Here is a 17,330-nt window from a genome sequence, read left to right as displayed (position 1 = left end):
TACCCTTCGCAAGCAATGACTAGAAGGTGTTGAAAGTGGTATCAATGACCATAAATATTACAGGGCCGAAAAGGCGCACTATATCAAGATGTACAATAAGGAAAAGAGTGACGGGTGAAGTGAGAGCGGTTAAGTAACCCAATACTGACGATCGGGTTACTGTTGAGATGTTGTTAGCTTAGATTGAGTGCATCCGCAATTTCAGCAGAGCGAATCGCTAAGATCGATAAAAGAGAATCGCTGATCCCATGTGTCGCTTCATTAATTCCTTGCGTAAATATTTTCGGTTTAAAGGTATCGACAGTCCGTAATTGATAGTCTCGGGCAATGTCATTTTCCAACCATTGAGTTACTGACTCTAATAAAGGTGGGCGCGAGGAATAATGATAGCCTGTTGCAAGTATCATGTGGTCATACTTTTCAAGCTGACTATTGTGCTGGCCGTGACGAAGGGTTAAACAGATCTGATCCCCAGAGAGAGTCGCTGCGTCAATATGGGTATTATTTTTGAGGGAAAAACGGGTTTCGTTTTTTAGCCTTTGTGTGTATAAGCGACCGTATATGTCATCTAATAATGGCTCATCGACAACCGCATAATTGGTATTTCTGAATTCAGTTAAAAACGCACTGCGTTGCTCAGGTGTGTTTTGATACATTAAATCGGTGTAGCGTGGGTCAAAGATTTCATTGACAAAGGGACTTGAGTCAGCAGGCTTCATAGCGCCAGCGCGGAAGATAAGGTCAACTTTTGGTTGATGCAAAATATTTTGCACATCGACAAATATTTCAGCGGCACTTTGACCCGCACCAATAACGGCGACCTTATCACCTGCTTTAATTTTATGTTTATTCATCAAGTATTGAGAAGAATGCCACACATTCTCATGTGTAAAGGCATCACTAAATACCTCAGGGACCTTTGCATTACCACCAGGGCTTAAAATGATATTTTTAGCATGACGAGTGTGCTCTAAACCTTCTTTATTTCTCGTTGTTATTGCAAGATATTCAACATGATTTTGCTCCACTACAGGCGTAATCTCAACGACTTGCTCATCGTAATGGCAATGTTCATTGAAGTGTGATGCGGCCCAGCTTAAGTAACTATTGAACTCTAATCGAGATGGATAAAATGTTTTTAAGTTAATATAACTGTCTAGTCTGTTGTGATGATGCAAGTAGTTGACGAAGCTAAAGTGACTGGTTGGGTTCCTTTGGGTAACAAGATCTTTCAGGTAAGAAATTTGCATTGTCGTATCATCAAGTAACATCCCACCATGCCATAAGAAATTGGGTTGTTTCTCAATGAAGCAAACCTTGTCGGTGAGTTTACCTTGCTCTTGTAACGCAATGGCTAAAGCTAAATTAGCAGGGCCAAATCCTATCCCGATAACGTCGTATAATTTCATGTTTGCCTCAACAGAGCGCGTATGTGTGGCGCTTTAACGATTAGTATTCATCCTGAGACGAAGGCTTATGATAATTATTTAGGTTTTCCTTAGTTTCTTTGTGGTTTATTGCAAGTAACGGGCGAGTACAGGTATGTACGACAGATTGGTTATATAGAAATGCAGTAATCAAGTCTGCGATCGCTAACTTTATGCTCTGTTGCTTCGTCTAGAGGATCTAAGCAAATAAAGCCATGCAAATTATCAAGTGACTTGTGTGCTTTAAACTCTTTACTAGTGATTAGCGAAATAATTATGACAAGCGTGCGAGATACTGAGTTAAATGATGTGTCACTCAAAGAAAAAGCCATTGAACTTACGCAAAACTTAGTTCGATTCCCGTCCATTACACCAGATGACGCTGGCAGTTTTGACTATATATGTAGATATTTAGAACAGCTGGGATTCACGTGCAAAGAAGTAACACGACAGGGGATTAGAAACCTCATTGCGTCAAAATCTTTTGGGGCAGGTAAAACCTTTGCTTTTGCAGGGCATTTAGATGTTGTGCCAGCAGGTCCTCTAGAGTTGTGGACCAGTCCTCCCTTCGCTGCAGAAATCATTTCAGAGCGTGTGTATGGGCGTGGGGTTGCAGATATGAAAGGCGGTATTGCGTGTTTTATTGCCGCGGTAGAATCTCTATTGACTCGCTGTGATACGGGGACTCTCATGTTACTAATTACCTGTGATGAAGAAGGGGAGGCAGAGCATGGTACGGCCTCTATTATGGACACACTTAATGCGTTAGGGGATGAGCATTTGCCGGACTATTGCTTAGTTGGTGAGCCATCGAGTAAAGCCCGTTTAGGGGATACGGTGAAAATCGGTCGACGAGGTTCGCTGTCAGGTCATGTGCGTGTATTTGGTCAACAAGGCCATGTTGCGTATCCTCATAATTGCCAAAATGCCGCCCATGGTGCCATTGTATTAAGTCGCCGTTTAGTCGCGTTACAGTGGGACAGTGGGACAGTAACAATGCCCGGCACAAGTTTACAAATCACGCAGTTAAATAGCGGAGAGTTTGTCGATAACACAGTCCCTGGAACCACAGATATTTGCTTCAATATTAGATACAGTAGTCGACACACAGAGCAGTCGTTGAAAAAGCTCATAAGTGACACATTAAATTCAGATGAGATCCGCTGTGAAATAGAATGGCAGCGTCCTTGTGCCCCCTACTTTAATGAAGCAAATAAATTTGTTGATACATTGAACTTGGCGATTGAAAACACAGTGGGTATTCGTCCGATATTGACCACAGATGGCGGCACATCGGATGGTCGATTTATCGCCTCAGAACGAACTGAAGTCATTGAATTCGGGCTGCGTAATGAAAACATTCATCAAGTTAATGAATCTGCATCTTTAAGCGATATTGGCGATTTAGCATTAATTTACAAACACATGATTGCAGCATTTTGTGTGAGCGATATGCGCGCTAATATACAGTTTGAATCTATTGATGAAGCGTTGATACTGTGAGTGAAATTTACGTATTTGGTAGAGTTTTATTCACGCCTTATTTGGTATTCCAAGCAGGGCTTTTGTAAAGAGAGTTGCTCAGATTATGAGTTAAAAGATAAGGAGGCTACGGCCTCCTTGAGTATGCTTATAGTGTTTAAAAAGTTGCGCCACCATCAATGGTGATGATTTGCATTGTGGTATGTGAAGACAAGTTTGAGGCAATAAAGACAATACTGTGTGCCACTTCATCTGGGGTCGCTATTTTTTGTAAAGGGATCCCTAACTTGTACTCTTTAGCAAATCCATCAATGACATTTTTAGCTCCGCTATCATCTTGCCACATACCGGTTTGCATCGGGGTTAATGTAGATCCTGGGGCAATAACATTACAGCGGATACCATAATTTGCAAGTTCTAAGCCTGCGGTTAATGTTAGTTGGGTTACCGCTGCTTTTGACGCACAATAAGCGGCCATCTTTTGTCGCGGCGTCTGTGCTGCATTGGAACCTACGGTAACAATGCTACCGGCTTTATTCTGTTTGAAATTGTTGTAGCACGCCTGAATGAACAGAAACACAGCACTGCAATTAACGGTATGACAATGTAACCACTGGTCAGTGGTTATGGTATCGATGGAGTCGTATTCTAAAACCCCTGCGACATTGATTAAGTTATACGGCGCCAAACCAGACGCTATAAGCTCTGCTAATATCTGCTCAAGTTCTAGTAAGTTGGATAAATCGCATTGAACACTTTTGTATAATACAGATGCGTCACTGAAATGTTTGTCAAAGCCAATCACATTAGCGCCCAGAGCCGAAAATTGTTTTGCGGTGCTAAGGCCAATACCTTGCCCGACGCCGGTGATCCATACAATTTTGTCTTGATATTCAGCTTTAAGCTGCTTATCTAGCGACATGGTGTGCTCCTTGCTCTAATTCATGAATTAGTTGATTCAGTGATATCAGAGGATGATCAGCCCAGTAGGTTGCAGCAAAGAAGACATGTGATTGTATTGTATGTACTTGCTCAGGCAGATACCTTGCTTGATTCACATCAAAATCTATTTTGGCGGGCGTATCACCCAGCAAATGAATTTGCAGCATAATATCGTCTGTGGTCCCTGCACTTAAAATATGGCTGTGTGTTTCGACGCCGGCATATTTAGGGTTACTTGAAAAGGGCAGTAGGTTAATCGTTGGGCCAAATACGGTGAGTGACTTTCCTTGTTTTTGTCTGTCACGTTTTAATGATTCAACACGGTAGCTTTGTAGGTTTTTTAATGCCCTAATTTGTTGGTTGATCAAAACAGTGAGGTCTTGCAAGGTCATATTCTCACACAGTTGTAGTGGCAGCGGTAGCACATTGCTTTGCACACAAGGGGTCGACAGCTCAGCCATCGATTGGCGATTCATCATGATCAACCCTAAAGTGACATGATAGTATTTCGTTTTTGCCACTAACGACGCCGCAATCGCAGCGAGTAATACCTCAGAACTGCTTGCACTTACTTGCGCAGCGGCTGATTGAATCGTGTGCCATTGGGTACGAGAGAACTGTTCGGTTAAACGCGTATTCGCCATGCTTACATCGGCTTTGCTGTCGCTAAAACTATGTATAACGTCTATATCATCTAACCATCGATTCAAAGTCACCCCCGCGGCGGCTTGGGCCGTAAGGTATGATGTTTCTTGCTGGGCTTGTAGTAATGTTTGCTGATTGGAAAAGCGCAAATTTGGTAAGGGTTTACCTTTCATAAGCGCATTGTAGGTACGATTTAATGCTTGGCTAAATAAACCAAAACCATAACCATCAAGTAATAAGTGGTGGGCCAAAATCATCAAGTAATCTTGTGACGTGCCACGGAGTAAATATAACTGCATCAATGGCTGCGCGGATAAGTCGAATGATTGACCTAATTTAGGAGCCATAAACTGCTGAGCGTACTGAGCGACATCGTCTATATCGCAGTCGAGCTGAATAAATTCAATCGCCGGGGTATTGTCAGTCGGTTGAAGCTGGGGTGTATAAGCATCATCATGTGGAAAGTAGCAGCTTAATGTATTACTTGCGAGCCAGACATGATCGAATGCTTGTTGCAGCACCGAGGCTGCAACTTTTCCTTGAAATGCCAAGCATTCAGCAACATTGAATAACTCACCTCGACCGCTGATGGTGTGTAATAACCACATCGCGTGCTGAGACGCACTCAATGGCAGAGAATCTGCTATATGGTGCGTCATTAGTCGTCCTTTCGTTCTTCTAGTAATTCAACCCAAGCTGATAGAGTCGGGATCTGTGCCAGTTCGATGAAGTTAGTTTCAATACCTTGCTGTTGCCATAATGCAATTAAATTCATGACTTGCACCGAATCTAGTCCATAATCGATGAGACTTTCAAATTCATCAAACTCCTCAGGTTCACAATCTATGAGCGGGACAATATGTGCTTTTAAGCCTTCTAAAGTGGTTATGTCGAGGCTCTCGCTGCCTAAAACTTCGGCTGTGTTTATCACTTTACCGCAGCGCTTTGCAACAAAGTTTAATGCCATTGTATGCTCGTCATAGCTAAAATCAGCAACAGCATCACCGATGACAAATGGTTGTATGTCTCGCATGAACGCATCAACAGCGGTTGTCATCACGCCAATATGCGCATAAATCCCGACAATGAGTAATTGATCTCGGCCTGAATCGCTCAAGCGGGTTTCAAAATCACATTTTTGAAAGGCACTATAGCGCCATTTGGTCAATACAATGTCTTTCTCGGTAGGTTGTAGCGCATCCATCACAGGCTGCTGGGCTGGGTCTTGTAAACCATCGCCCCACATATCACGCAGTAGTCCACGCTCGTTAAATCCCTGCTTAATTGGTTGGGCAGTATAGTAAACTGGAATGTTGTTTTCATAACAATGGCTTTTGAGTGCTTGTATATTGGCAACAACCGCGTCAATAAGCGGGTTGTTATCACCATAAAAGCCAATGAAGTAATTTTGCATGTCATGAATTAACAATGCAGCACGCTCTGGTTCTATTTGCCAATCAACACGATTTTCTGGCAGCTGTGCTGTGCGTGGTAGTGGGTAGTGACTTAGCTTTGGAATACTCATAATTTATCTTTTTATTATTGCTCAAATGTAGCACGGAGTGCTTTTTTATCGACTTTACCGACAGCAGTCAGTGGTAATGCTGCAACGAATTGAAACTTATCAGGCACCTTGAAATCGGCGATGCCAAGCTGGCGTAAATATTTACGTAATATTAATGCGGTTAGTTTGGTTGTCGCTGCGTCTTGAATAACAATGAATGCACAGCTTTTCTCACCTAAGGTACTATCTGGCATAGACACAATAGCAACGTGGGCAATGTCATTGTGCCCCAACAGTAAGTTCTCTACTTCCTCAGCGGCAATTTTTTCTCCGCCTCGGTTGATTTGATCTTTATCTCTACCTTCAACAATTAAATGCCCAGAAGGGAGCTGCTTAACGAGATCCCCCGAACTGTAGAAACCAGCCTCATCGAAGGCGTCGGCATTGTGTACGGGAGATTTATAGTACCCCCTAAACGTATAAGGACCACGGGTTAGGAGCCTACCTACGGTATTAGGCGGAACTTCATTGCCCGCTTCGTCGACAATTTTTATCTCATCATGGGGGCTAATTGGCTTGCCCTGTGTGTTGATCACAGACCATCTGTCGTCATCATGTCGAGTGTAATTTACAAGGCCCTCAGCCATACCGAAAACTTGTTGTAATTCACAGTCTAAAATAGGCTTAACTTGCTCTGCAACTGTAATGCTGAGTTTTGCACCACCGACTTGAATCAGCTGTAAACTGCTTAAATCATACGCTGCGTGAGGCGCATGACTCAGCCACAATTGCAGTGCTGGCGGTACTAAAGCTGTGTGAGTAATTTGATAATGCTCAATAAGTGCAAAGCACGTTGTTGGACTGGGGTCTGATGCCAATACAACGCTTCCGCCGGCATGAAAAACCCCAAGTGCGCCGGGGGAACTTAACGGGAAATTATGGGGAGCTGGTAATGCACATAAATACCTAGTTTCTCCCGTTAGCTGACAAATATCGGCACTGGCAACCACGCTATATAAATAGTCATTATGTGTGCGTGGGATCAATTTTGGAGTCCCTGTACTCCCACCACTTAGTTGAAAAAATGCAACGTCTTCAGGGTTTAGCGGCTGTGCTTCGAAGGGTTGCGCTGATAAGTAGCCTTGTTTTAATTCACTGTTCCCTTTGTGGTGGTCAACGATTAATGTATTTAGGCAGTTGAAACGATTGAATAATTCGTTGCTGAATTGTTCATCAGCGAACAGATCATGCATCGATGAAGCAATGATGAGCTTGGGCTGTAAAATTTCACAGTAGCTTTGCAATTCTGTTTTTTGGTGGTTAAATAAGGCGCAAACCGGTGCGACACCTAACTTGAGCAGCGCAAAATAGCTAATGTAGAATTCAATACAATTAGGTAATTGAATTAACGCGGTATCATATTTTTTCAGCCCTTTTAACGCCAAATTAGCGGCTAAGTTATCACTGTATTGCGACAGTTGTAGATAGCTAATTGAGCGTTTTCCATCCGCAAGCGCAATACCGTTGCTATTGTTTGTCAGTTGCTCACTTAATAAGCTGGTTAATGGCTTGTCTTGCCAATACCCTTGTTCACGGTATAGTTTTGCTAAGTCGGCCGGCCAAGGCGTATATTCAATGCTCATAATTCAGCCTTTTCTATAGGGTTCGAAAGTTGTTGAATGTCATCTAAAGTTAAACCCAATGCATTCAGCATCGTTTTTAATTTTGCGTTTGTTTCTTGCCATTCCAATGTTGGATCTGAAGCTGCAACAATACCAGCACCTGCAAATAGCCTTGCTTGATTGTGCTCAAGTTGACCACATCGAATTACCACAACCCACTCACCGTTACCGTGTTTGTCACACCAGCCAATAATGCCTGAGAACAAAGCTCGACTATGTTTCTCTAAAGATTGAATATGCTGGTAGGCTGGATTAGTTGGTTTTCCACACAACGCAGGAGAAGGGTGTAATTGATTTGCAATCTCTAAGATATGGGTCTGTGCATTTTTAAGGGTGCCTTTTAACTCAGTGGATAAATGCCACATAGTGGCCGTACTAAGTAAAGAAGGTTGCGCAGGTACCTCTAAAGTTGTACAAAATGGCGCAAGTACTTTTTCCATATCTTCAATGACAACAGCATGCTCAAATCGGTCTTTTCCTGAGTTAAATAGTGCCTGTTTATTTGCCGCTTCTAATTCTTCTGTAGATGCTCTAGGGATAGAGCCGGCTAACGGGTTAGTCATAATATGTTGGTGGTGTTTTGCCAGTAATAATTCAGGGCTGACGCCCATTAAAGTTGCGCTATCAGTAACAGGAAAAGAGAAGTGATAGCCACTGCGGCTTTGCTGTAATAACTGACACAGCACCCGCTCTTTTTGAATGGTATTTTCAAAGGTCATATCAACCTGTTTACTCAATACAATCTTCTCAAGAAGTTGGGCATCAAAGAGTTTTTTTGCAGCATTCACAGATGATTCAAATTGTGTTTGACCTTGTAGATATTCGACAGACTGTAAAGGGTTCGGCTGCTTTGTGAGTGTACTTAGCTCGGCATTGAGCCAACTACTGATAGCTGGCTTTTCCCAATATGTGGTTTTACTTGGGATGATAAAGTGTGCTTGTTGGGTTTTGCAAAAAGGCAGTACACCAAACGCGATAGCTTCATCGGGTTGATTGGCCAGTTCAGACTGTACCCGAGTGACCAACTGTGTTGTTTGTGTAATAGAAGAAGAGAAGCGTTTCTTAATACCGTGAGTGACGATACATCGTTCACCAGACATAAATAAACAATCTCGATTACTCTGAAAGTTTAATGCTTTACTGGGTTCTGGCATTTCAAAAGCATGCTTCATATACATAAGTCACCTTGTCGTGATGGTACAGCTGTGCGCAGATTAACCGTGGTAATCTGACGCAAATATTATTTTTTCAAGACGAGGGTCATTGCAAAAGATTTAGTCTCTTAGATACGATTTGCACTGTAATGGGCAATATGTTTTGGCAATTTAGGGCAGTCACTGCAGTGAGATTTATTCGGTACATCATGTAATAGGCAGCAGTGATCACGGATCCGATAGGTGTTGAGAGAGTCTGTGAGCATAATGGGTTTACTATACAGTGGGTTAGTTTGGTCGTTTATATGGCATTCGCTCAGCAATATGCGTCTTTCGTTTTTTAAATGTTCGGAATGACCAAGTGCGTGCTCGATAGCATGTAAAAACTGGTTGATCCTGAAAGTACAATTACTCCAAAGTACTTTGCTTGAGATCCCAAATTGCTGATTTAACCATGTATGCAATGGCGCTAGGTGCTTGAAAATAAGGTCGTAATATCGAATTTCTGTTGGGCCTCCAGATAAATTTATGCCCTGATTTGGCAGTTGTAGTTGCTGTAATTTTGTGTGCCAAAGGACATCTTTTAACGATAAAGGCAGCGATTGCTGTAAAACACTCTGTGCGACAATAATACTGGGGAGTATTTGCAAAGTGTAATGCATATGCCAAACCGAGGCTTGGCTTCTTGATTTCCCCACTCCTTTACGCTGCGAAAAAGTACTAATTTCATGACGTAACATGCCATTTTTCATCTGTTCATCCAGTGTGAGCGAGGTATGTTCAGTGTGTAAGCCGACCCCTTTACCATAGTTGGCAAAAGGACCGCTTAAATAAGGGGATAGAATGGGCAGCATATGACGGTATTAGGCCTTTAGTTTAAGTGGATAAGTGAACTTTCTACGACAAAGACGAATTGGCCCTGAATTTTTTTACTGGATCCTCGTCTTGTATCTAATTGAACTAAGTTAGGGTTAATTGTGTTAGGGCATTTAATAAAAAAAACGCGTTGGCGTTTTCTCGCTACCGCAACCAGCAGTGTGCTGTTTGGTTTGATCAGTGTGTCACTTGTCGCATTGATTAATGAGATCATTAATAGTGAAAGTGACCAGCTAGATCAAAAGTTTATTTATTTTGCTATTTTGGCGATATCAGGGGTGTGCTTACAATTACTTTCTAAACTTATTTCTGAGCAATTGAGTGAACAAAGTCAGGCAGTGATAAGAAGCCAGGTGGCAGAGCTGGTTATTTCCGCTAAATTAGAGAGTATGGAAAGGCAAGGTGGCGCTAAAATTAAATCATGTCTCACGGAACATAGTTTAAAAGTAGCTACCTTCTTTAAAAATTTACCTAACATACTTACGAATGCAATGATTGTGCTGGGCAGCCTGGGATATATGGCTTGGCTAGATTGGCAGGTATTTTTATTCGCCTTATTAACGTTATTTTTGGGCTCGGCAGGCTACAGTCTGGCAAATGCCAAAGCGTATAAGAAGGTTTCAGAAGCAGCAAAGTTGCAGGATGAACTCTTCGTGCACTTTGATGCGATTGTTGAAGGCGCAAAAGAGCTTAAATTGAACCAGAGTAAACGACAGGTATTTTTGAATGATGTATTGGACCAAGCCATTGAAAAACTGAAAACGCGTAGAGTAGCAGGCGCGAGTATTTATCATTTAGCCGCTTCGTGGGGTGGGTTCAGTATTTTTGCTTTCATTGGCGGGACACTGTATTACTTGTCAGGCGTTGACTCAGATAGTGGCAAGGTAATGTCTGGGTTTGCATTGTTATTTTTGTATATGCTAACGCCATTGGAGGTGATGCTGGAAGCGATCCCACGTGCTTTTGAAGCCAAAGCATCGGCGAAGACCATTGCGGAGTTTCAAGATGACCTTGAACAAATAGAGCAAAATTCGCATCAGCAAATAGACAGTTTCACTCAGCTGCATATTAAAGATTTGAGCCATAGTTATTATCATGAACAAAGTGATGAAGTCTTTGCGCTTTCGCCCATTAATTTGACGATTAATGCCGGTGAGTTGATTTACTTAGTGGGTGGCAATGGCAGCGGAAAAACCACTTTTGCGAAAGTATTTAGTGGCTTGTATGCTGCTAACGATGGCCATATTGTTGTTGATAACACTATTATAGAAGCGCCAAGTTTAGATAACTATCGTCAACTCTTTAGCACGGTATTTACCGACTTTTATTTGTTTGACCGTTTGTTGGGCGTTGCCAATCAAGCATTAGAAGACAAAGGCAACGCGCTGATCAAAAAACTGAATTTGCATCATAAAGTGGCCATTAAAGATGGCGCATTCACCACACGAGCGCTTTCGCAAGGGCAAAGAAAACGTTTGGCTTTGGTAGTGGCTTATTTGGAAGATCGTGCATTTTACTTATTTGATGAATGGGCCGCTGACCAAGACCCGTTATTTAAAGATGTATTCTATACGGAGTTATTGCCAGAACTGACAGCCAGAGGAAAAACCGTTTTAGTGATCACCCATGATGATAAGTACTTTCATATGGCTGATAGATTGTTACGAATGGAGAATGGCCACTTAAGTGAAGTTGCCGTGGGCAAAGAGCAGCAAAGTATTGCGTAGTTAATGTGCAGACGTTAAGTAACAGCCCACTGAATCCAGTGGGCTTTTTTAATGCATTAACTGCTTAGATGACCCGTGAAAAGCGGGTTTGTTGTAATTGCTTCTGTAAATAGGCATCAAAACACATACAAATAATACGAATGAATAAATTGCCTTTGCTGGTAATGGTGATGTGTGTGTTAGACAGTTGTACCAAGCCATCATCAACAAGTGGCTGTAGAGCGAGTAGTTCATTAGAGAAATAGTCTGGGAAATGAATGTTGTAACGACTTTCTATGGTATTGATGTTCAGCTCAAAGTGGCAAATAAGCTGTTTTATCACATCAGCTCTGAGTGTATCGTCGTGGTTTAATTGCATGCCTTTCGTTATTGCACTGCCTGTATCAGAGACCGCGTGATAATACGCTTTTAGTTCTTTATGGTTTTGCAAAATCGCATGCCCTATTTGAGAAATAGAGGATACGCCCAGCCCTAGTAGGTCGCACGATCCATGCGTCGTATATCCTTGAAAATTGCGATGCAGCTTGCCTTGGCGTTGTGCAATCGCCAGCGCGTCATCTTTTTTAGCAAAATGGTCCATGCCAATAAATTGATAACCGGCTTGGGTCATTTGTGACAGGGTATTTTTGAATATTTGCAGCTTTTGCTGAGGCGTTGGCATATCTTCCTCTTTGAGTTTGCGCTGTGCAGCAAATCGTTCTGGTAAATGCGCATAATTAAACACAGAGACCCTATCAGGGTTAAGCGCAATGAGTTGTTCTATGCTCTGCGCAAAGCTGTCAGGAGTTTGGTGTGGTAAACCATAAATCATGTCTGCATTAATTGATTTAAACCCCAGCGCACGCGCTTGGCGTACTAAGGCTATGACTTTATCAACATCTTGAGGGCGGTTGACAGCGGCTTGGACTTGGTCATTAAAGTCTTGAATACCGAATGAGACCCGGTTGAAATTCAGCGACTTTAAAGTACAAAGCATGGTGTCAGCCAATGAACGCGGGTCGATTTCAATACTGCGTTGTGCGTTTGTTGCAAAGGTAAAGTGATGCTCAAGTAGGGCAATGAGTCGGGTCATTTGCGCCTCATCTAAAAAGGTGGGTGTGCCTCCGCCAAGATGAAGTTGCTCTATGGTGTACTGTTTAAACAGTTTTGATTGAGCGTGGACTTCTTGTTCCAGCTTATCGAGATAAAGGTCAGCTTTAGATTGATGGCGGGTCACTATTTTATTACAGCCGCAGTAATAACAGAGCTGATGACAAAATGGAATATGAATATATAAGGACAAAGACCGGTTGTTCGATTGCGTAATGGCAGACTCAAGATTGGCTTGTTGATAGCCTGTTTGCAGCGACAATGCGGTGGGGTAGGACGTATATCTTGGACCAGAGACATTGTATTTTTTGATTAGGGAATCATCCCATGTAGGTAAATTTATCACGACGGCACTCACTCTTACTAGAAGAGGGTAGTGTAAAAGGGAATGTAGGTGGAGGCTTTGATCTATCGCAAACCAACACATGCCAATGTTCGGCACGTGTTGGTCATTTTCATTAGAGCTTAAATTGGTTGACCGTACTATTAAGTGCTCGGGCTAAATCATTCAGATCTTTCGCTTCATCGGCTAAGGTATGTGCGTGATGAGCGGTACTGTTTACCAAATCATTGATGGCACTTAAACTGCTATTGATATCCTCTGCAACGACGGTTTGTTGCTCTGTTGAGGTGGCAATCTGGTGGCTTTGTTCCTGCACCGTCGTTACCGAGCTGGTAATATCACGCAGTGAGTCAAGTACGCCTTGAGTTTGTGATACCGAGCCTTCAGCTTGTTCTTGGCCTTGTTGCATCATGGTAGAAGCTTGTTGCGCAATTTGCTGTAACCGTGAAATCATTTTTTGGATGTCGTCCGTTGACTCTTGGGTGCGACTGGCTAAAGAGCGGACTTCGTCAGCAACAACAGCAAAACCACGGCCTTGTTCGCCGGCCCGAGCGGCTTCAATCGCGGCATTTAATGCCAGTAAGTTAGTTTGTTCTGCAATACTATTGATAACATCAATCACGGCACCGATATTACTGGTTTCTTGCTCTAATCCGGCCACCACTTTGGCGGCTTCTCCAATATGACCCGCCAGCTCAGTCATGTCGGCTTGAGCACGGGTTGAGCGGGTGGTGCCATCGGTGGTTATACGTTGGACAAGCTCAGCAGCTTGATTGGTTTCTTGGGCATTACGCGATATCTCAGTGACCGTGGCGGCCATTTCGGTCACTGCTGCACTCACACTATCCACTTGCTCTTTTTCTTGTTGTATTTCATTGTTGGTACTTGAAGATACCGCGCTGAGTTGTTCAGAGGCATTACCCAGTTGGGATGCCTGCGCAGCCGTATCTAGCATCATGGCGCGCAACTTATCAATAAAGGTATTCATGTGTTCCGCCAGCTGGCCCACTTCATCTTTACTGTGAATATCGATGCGACGAGTGAGGTCACCATCCCCAGAGGCTATTTCTCTCATGGTTTCAGCCAGTGTTTCTATTGGCTTGGTGATTAACTGCGTTGCCCACAAAATCATCAAAATAATAATTGAAATGATCACAAGCACCGCAATGATGGTGGTCATAACTGCTGCTTCTACCGGCTCTTCGATTAAACTAACAGGGATCATAATGCCCACATGCCAATCGAGAATGGGGCTGTCGAGTTTGACGCTATTGAAAATAACGTAATACTGCCGGCCTTTTAAGGTCACGTAGGCGGTGCCCGCTTGCGTACTTTTGATTGCACGGTTAAGGGCTTGGAAGCCTGATGTATCGTTAAATTGTGTCTCTAATCCATCTAAGCCTTCTTTTCCTTTGGGGCCTTCATCTGTAATAGAGAGCTTATGACTGGTTTGCGCTGATAAATGGACAACTTTTAAGTCACTGTCTAATAAAAATCCATAACCTTGATTATTGAAGCGAATATCTTCAACTAAATCATTGACCTTGTTCATTTGCAAGTCGATACCTGCGATACCAATGAGGGTGCGCTCTGCATTATAGATGGGCTCTTTGATAACCGCAGAAACATCCCCCGTATTGGCATCAACCGACACTGGGCTCACATGTAAGCCGCCTTTTTTCATGGCCTCTGGCCACCACCCGCGTTTATAAGCATAGTATTCTCGGCCATCAGCAAAACGCGATGTCCGTTCATTTTCCTTGAAATACTCCCCGGTAATGGCAGAGGCAAAGAAAGTAGACAGGACATTTTCATCGTTCTCGGTCAGATTGACAAAATCTTGGTTGACTTCTTGATAGCCTAGTTGATTATCAAGAGCGCTTTCTCGTTGGTTATAGTCACTGAAAAAATTGACTAAGTGGGTGCTGTTGGCAAAAGTGCTCACCAGTTTGCCATATTGTGCAAAGAAGCCTTCCATTGAGAGCTTTTCAGAATAAAGATAGCTTTGTGCTTCTCGCTGGATGCTATCCCGTGACAAAGTGGCAATATGATTAACAAAATAACTAGAGGCGATGACAAGTAAAATGGAAATGGTGCCGCCAATCAGTAAGAGGATCTTCTTCCTCAAAGATAAATTCTTAAGCATGACATATTCTTTTTATTAGGGTTGAGCAAACCTTAATCAAAGCATAACTGAGGTTGCTTTACCACTTTTTAGGTATGGATGACGAACAATATAGGGACACGTTTTGTCAGTATTTGTTCACAGTTGTAACTGTTTATTGCATTATTTACAGTGAAATAAAGATCTTACCCGCTTTCAAATGACAATTAGGTATTAAACCACAGAATCGAGAGTCACTTTTTGACTATTACCACCACCATCCATGACGACAGCGAAAACTGTTCCTTTTTAAGGTTGATGATTTAAATTGTATACAATATACTTTGCGCGTTGTTAAAATGAGTACAAATCATGGAATAGATTGAAGCTCAAGGAGTTAACAACCTCAATAGAGAATCATCATTCAAAAGGATTAATAATAAAATAATGAAAAAAAGAACCCTGAATAGCGATGTTAAACTCGCTGTCGCCGCACTACTATGCTGTGCGTCAACATACACTCATGCTGAAATGACGTGTAAAATGATACCTGGCCCAGGTGGAATCATGCAGGAGCAATGTACTTCGAAGCAAGATGGTGGAGGCAGTGGTGGAGGTGGTAGTGGTGGGGCAACTCCAGTGATTGGCGTTGGTAACGGTGGCGGCTCTAGTAATACTGGCGGAGGCGGAGGCGGAGGCGGTGGTGGTGGCTCCCCAGGTACGAATGAGCCAACACCGGAGCAGCAGAAAGCGGAAGAAGAAAAAAAATGTATTCAGAACGCGGTCGTTAAATTAAGAGCGTGTGAATACAGTGCTTTGCGATCTGCAAACTCTTCTATAGAGTCTGCATGTGGTAATGCGCCAGATTCAACATCGGTAGATGGCCATGGTGGCATTGGTGTGATAGGAGGGGGAGGAAGTGTTTCTTGGAGTAATTACAACAGATGTAAAGCGCCTATTGAAGGCACACTTCGAGAAAATAATAAACTCTGTGAATACAGTAAAGAGGTCAGAGTTTTAAACTGCATGAAGTAAACGTGGTATTTGTTATCAAAATAAGTAGGGTGTTTTCACCCTACTTTAGATTGTAAAGTGATCATAAAAATATGAAAAACAAAGTGTTACTAGGCATGTTTAGTGCAACTATAATATCTATCATTGTATACGTAGTGTGTAAAGCGCTAGAGGAGCCTGATAAAGCTATTCAGCATAAAATAGAGACTTCATTGAACACAAAAGTGGTATCAATACCAAGATATACTGATGTCAAAGCCGTTACTAACCAAAGAATTCTAGCGTTAGAGCAGAAAATGAAAGATATTTATGCACAGGCTCGAATAATGGGTGGACGCTCAAACACCAACACTTTGGCTTATGAAGAGCTGTGGTGTATTGCGGCAGAAGACCTGTCAAAAGAGGATCAAGCGTATGCTTACAATCAATATCAAGATTGGTTAAAAAAGAAAGAAATGGGGCCTCTTTCATATGTAAATAACAACCTTGTCTCTGACAATATGCAGAATTATCTACAAATGGATGTTAAAGCGCTGCAGGACGCTGCATTTGGCGGTGATATAGGTGCATTACGCGCTTTGGCTTCAGGAGTGAATGATGAAATAAGCCGAGCATTGTCGTATAAAGCAGCACAAAGGCTAACGGCAATTGGCGAGTGGGATGCAGGAATAAGTACATTAGTTATTGATGATCTTTCTGAAGCCGAATTTATCATGGACGAAGATGCGACCAAAGCACAGCAGCATATCGTTCGTGCACTCAGCTATGCCGAAATAGCGTTTCAACAAGCCAGTACTGCAGGGTTATCTTCTTTACTGATTGTGCTTAAAGATAGCCCGCAGCTACAGAGGTTGATGAGTCGAATTGATGAGAGTCTGGTTGAGGGGTCAGTAAGCCGTTTAATTGCTGAACTTGATAAGACCAGACTGGCTGAGGGGTTAAGGCCTTTTGAAGAGATGACAGTACCAAGAGTCGCGTTAAGTGTTTTTCAACAGTCAATTGCAAAGATGTACGATGAAGGCGGTAATGCAGAGTTCTTAAGGTTACTGCAAGATAAAACGTTATTCCCAGGTTATTGGCAAGTTCAATATTTGGATACACCTTGTATTAAACGGCGTATTGCCACACGAGAGGCTAATTTTCATTTAATTCCGGCGATACAAGAAGAGATCCGCAGTTTACAAAACCATTTCGATACAGTGCCTTAAGCGGAATATGACGATGTCACATCATTATTGTGCGTGTTTAAACAAATAGCGCAAACTAAAGCTTATGTGAGCTGACCCTGATAATGATGGGTGGGGGTGTTGTACAAACAAAAAAACGCCCACTGAGGGCGTT

At 42.6% G+C, this 17,330-nt stretch carries 13 protein-coding genes; 4 read left to right on the top strand and 9 right to left on the bottom strand.

Annotated elements, in window-relative coordinates:
* Positions 1 to 173: 173 nt before the first annotated feature.
* Entirely contained in the window at positions 174 to 1,409 is a 1,236-nt protein-coding gene (locus J8L98_RS10255) for a lysine N(6)-hydroxylase/L-ornithine N(5)-oxygenase family protein (RefSeq protein ID WP_210996331.1), read from the bottom strand.
* A 294-nt stretch (positions 1,410 to 1,703) separates the two neighbouring features.
* Here J8L98_RS10255 and dapE point away from each other — a divergent pair, with 294 nt between their 5' ends.
* Complete coding sequence (dapE, locus tag J8L98_RS10250) at positions 1,704 to 2,930, top strand: succinyl-diaminopimelate desuccinylase (protein WP_210996330.1); 1,227 nt, start codon at positions 1,704 to 1,706, stop codon at positions 2,928 to 2,930.
* 136 nt (positions 2,931 to 3,066) lie between these two features.
* Here the strand turns inward: dapE and dhbA are convergent, their stop codons facing one another.
* The 6 genes from dhbA to fhuF all read right to left on the bottom strand — a co-directional run bounded on the left by dhbA (position 3,067) and on the right by fhuF (position 9,690).
* Positions 3,067 to 3,831, bottom strand: coding sequence for a 2,3-dihydro-2,3-dihydroxybenzoate dehydrogenase (dhbA, locus tag J8L98_RS10245; protein WP_210996329.1), 765 nt, complete (start codon positions 3,829 to 3,831; stop codon positions 3,067 to 3,069).
* Positions 3,818 to 5,155 carry a condensation domain-containing protein gene (locus J8L98_RS10240; RefSeq protein WP_210996328.1) on the bottom strand — a complete coding sequence of 446 codons (1,338 nt, stop codon included), beginning with the start codon at positions 5,153 to 5,155 and terminating at the stop codon, positions 3,818 to 3,820. The genes dhbA and J8L98_RS10240 overlap by 14 nt, the downstream gene beginning before the upstream one ends.
* Positions 5,155 to 6,021 carry an isochorismatase family protein gene (locus tag J8L98_RS10235; protein ID WP_210996327.1) on the bottom strand — a complete coding sequence of 289 codons (867 nt, stop codon included), beginning with the start codon at positions 6,019 to 6,021 and terminating at the stop codon, positions 5,155 to 5,157. Before J8L98_RS10235 ends, J8L98_RS10240 begins: the two co-directional genes overlap by 1 nt.
* 14 nt (positions 6,022 to 6,035) lie before the next feature.
* A complete protein-coding gene (locus J8L98_RS10230; protein ID WP_210996326.1) occupies positions 6,036 to 7,643 on the bottom strand; it encodes a (2,3-dihydroxybenzoyl)adenylate synthase in 1,608 nt (535 codons plus the stop codon).
* A complete protein-coding gene (locus tag J8L98_RS10225; protein WP_247682503.1) occupies positions 7,640 to 8,854 on the bottom strand; it encodes an isochorismate synthase in 1,215 nt (404 codons plus the stop codon). The genes J8L98_RS10230 and J8L98_RS10225 overlap by 4 nt, the downstream gene beginning before the upstream one ends.
* A gap of 110 nt (positions 8,855 to 8,964) precedes the next feature.
* Positions 8,965 to 9,690 carry a siderophore-iron reductase FhuF gene (gene fhuF, locus J8L98_RS10220; RefSeq protein ID WP_210996325.1) on the bottom strand — a complete coding sequence of 242 codons (726 nt, stop codon included), beginning with the start codon at positions 9,688 to 9,690 and terminating at the stop codon, positions 8,965 to 8,967.
* A 123-nt stretch (positions 9,691 to 9,813) separates the two neighbouring features.
* Here fhuF and J8L98_RS10215 point away from each other — a divergent pair, with 123 nt between their 5' ends.
* Complete coding sequence (locus J8L98_RS10215; RefSeq protein ID WP_210996324.1) at positions 9,814 to 11,439, top strand: cyclic peptide export ABC transporter; 1,626 nt, start codon at positions 9,814 to 9,816, stop codon at positions 11,437 to 11,439.
* Between the two features lie 64 nt (positions 11,440 to 11,503).
* Here J8L98_RS10215 and hemN read toward each other — a convergent pair whose 3' ends face one another.
* Both hemN and J8L98_RS10205 read right to left on the bottom strand, forming a co-directional pair.
* Positions 11,504 to 12,874 (bottom strand): oxygen-independent coproporphyrinogen III oxidase, encoded by a 1,371-nt coding sequence (gene hemN / locus J8L98_RS10210; protein WP_210996323.1) that lies wholly within the window; start codon positions 12,872 to 12,874, stop codon positions 11,504 to 11,506.
* A gap of 112 nt (positions 12,875 to 12,986) precedes the next feature.
* The gene (locus J8L98_RS10205) at positions 12,987 to 15,017 is read right to left on the bottom strand and encodes a methyl-accepting chemotaxis protein (protein WP_210996322.1); all 2,031 of its coding nucleotides are present in this window, start codon (positions 15,015 to 15,017) and stop codon (positions 12,987 to 12,989) included.
* Between the two features lie 405 nt (positions 15,018 to 15,422).
* On the opposite strand from J8L98_RS10205, the gene J8L98_RS10200 reads away from it, so the two are divergent.
* Together J8L98_RS10200 and J8L98_RS10195 are read left to right on the top strand one after the other, a co-directional pair.
* Positions 15,423 to 16,010, top strand: a complete 588-nt coding sequence (locus J8L98_RS10200; RefSeq protein ID WP_210996321.1) for a hypothetical protein — start codon at positions 15,423 to 15,425, stop codon at positions 16,008 to 16,010.
* Between the two features lie 71 nt (positions 16,011 to 16,081).
* Positions 16,082 to 17,197, top strand: a complete 1,116-nt coding sequence (locus tag J8L98_RS10195; RefSeq protein ID WP_210996320.1) for a hypothetical protein — start codon at positions 16,082 to 16,084, stop codon at positions 17,195 to 17,197.
* Positions 17,198 to 17,330: the final 133 nt, after the last annotated feature.

Origin of the sequence: Pseudoalteromonas sp. MMG013 (assembly GCF_018100885.1) — a bacterium.
GTDB classification, from domain to species: domain Bacteria; phylum Pseudomonadota; class Gammaproteobacteria; order Enterobacterales; family Alteromonadaceae; genus Pseudoalteromonas; species Pseudoalteromonas aurantia.
The sequence above is the reverse complement of the archived record's forward strand: the minus strand, read 5'-3'. Positions and strand labels throughout refer to the sequence as shown.

Bases quoted from the DNA above. Each gene is read 5' to 3' on its own strand.
- J8L98_RS10255 (WP_210996331.1), bottom strand. From the start codon at position 1,409: ATGAAATTATACGACGTTATCGGGATAGGATTTGGCCCTGCTAATTTA.
- dapE (WP_210996330.1), top strand. From the start codon at position 1,704: ATGACAAGCGTGCGAGATACTGAGTTAAATGATGTGTCACTCAAAGAA.
- dhbA (WP_210996329.1), bottom strand. From the start codon at position 3,831: ATGTCGCTAGATAAGCAGCTTAAAGCTGAATATCAAGACAAAATTGTA.
- J8L98_RS10240 (WP_210996328.1), bottom strand. From the start codon at position 5,155: ATGACGCACCATATAGCAGATTCTCTGCCATTGAGTGCGTCTCAGCAC.
- J8L98_RS10235 (WP_210996327.1), bottom strand. From the start codon at position 6,021: ATGAGTATTCCAAAGCTAAGTCACTACCCACTACCACGCACAGCACAG.
- J8L98_RS10230 (WP_210996326.1), bottom strand. From the start codon at position 7,643: ATGAGCATTGAATATACGCCTTGGCCGGCCGACTTAGCAAAACTATAC.
- J8L98_RS10225 (WP_247682503.1), bottom strand. From the start codon at position 8,854: ATGAAGCATGCTTTTGAAATGCCAGAACCCAGTAAAGCATTAAACTTT.
- fhuF (WP_210996325.1), bottom strand. From the start codon at position 9,690: ATGCTGCCCATTCTATCCCCTTATTTAAGCGGTCCTTTTGCCAACTAT.
- J8L98_RS10205 (WP_210996322.1), bottom strand. From the start codon at position 15,017: ATGCTTAAGAATTTATCTTTGAGGAAGAAGATCCTCTTACTGATTGGC.
- J8L98_RS10200 (WP_210996321.1), top strand. From the start codon at position 15,423: ATGAAAAAAAGAACCCTGAATAGCGATGTTAAACTCGCTGTCGCCGCA.
- J8L98_RS10195 (WP_210996320.1), top strand. From the start codon at position 16,082: ATGAAAAACAAAGTGTTACTAGGCATGTTTAGTGCAACTATAATATCT.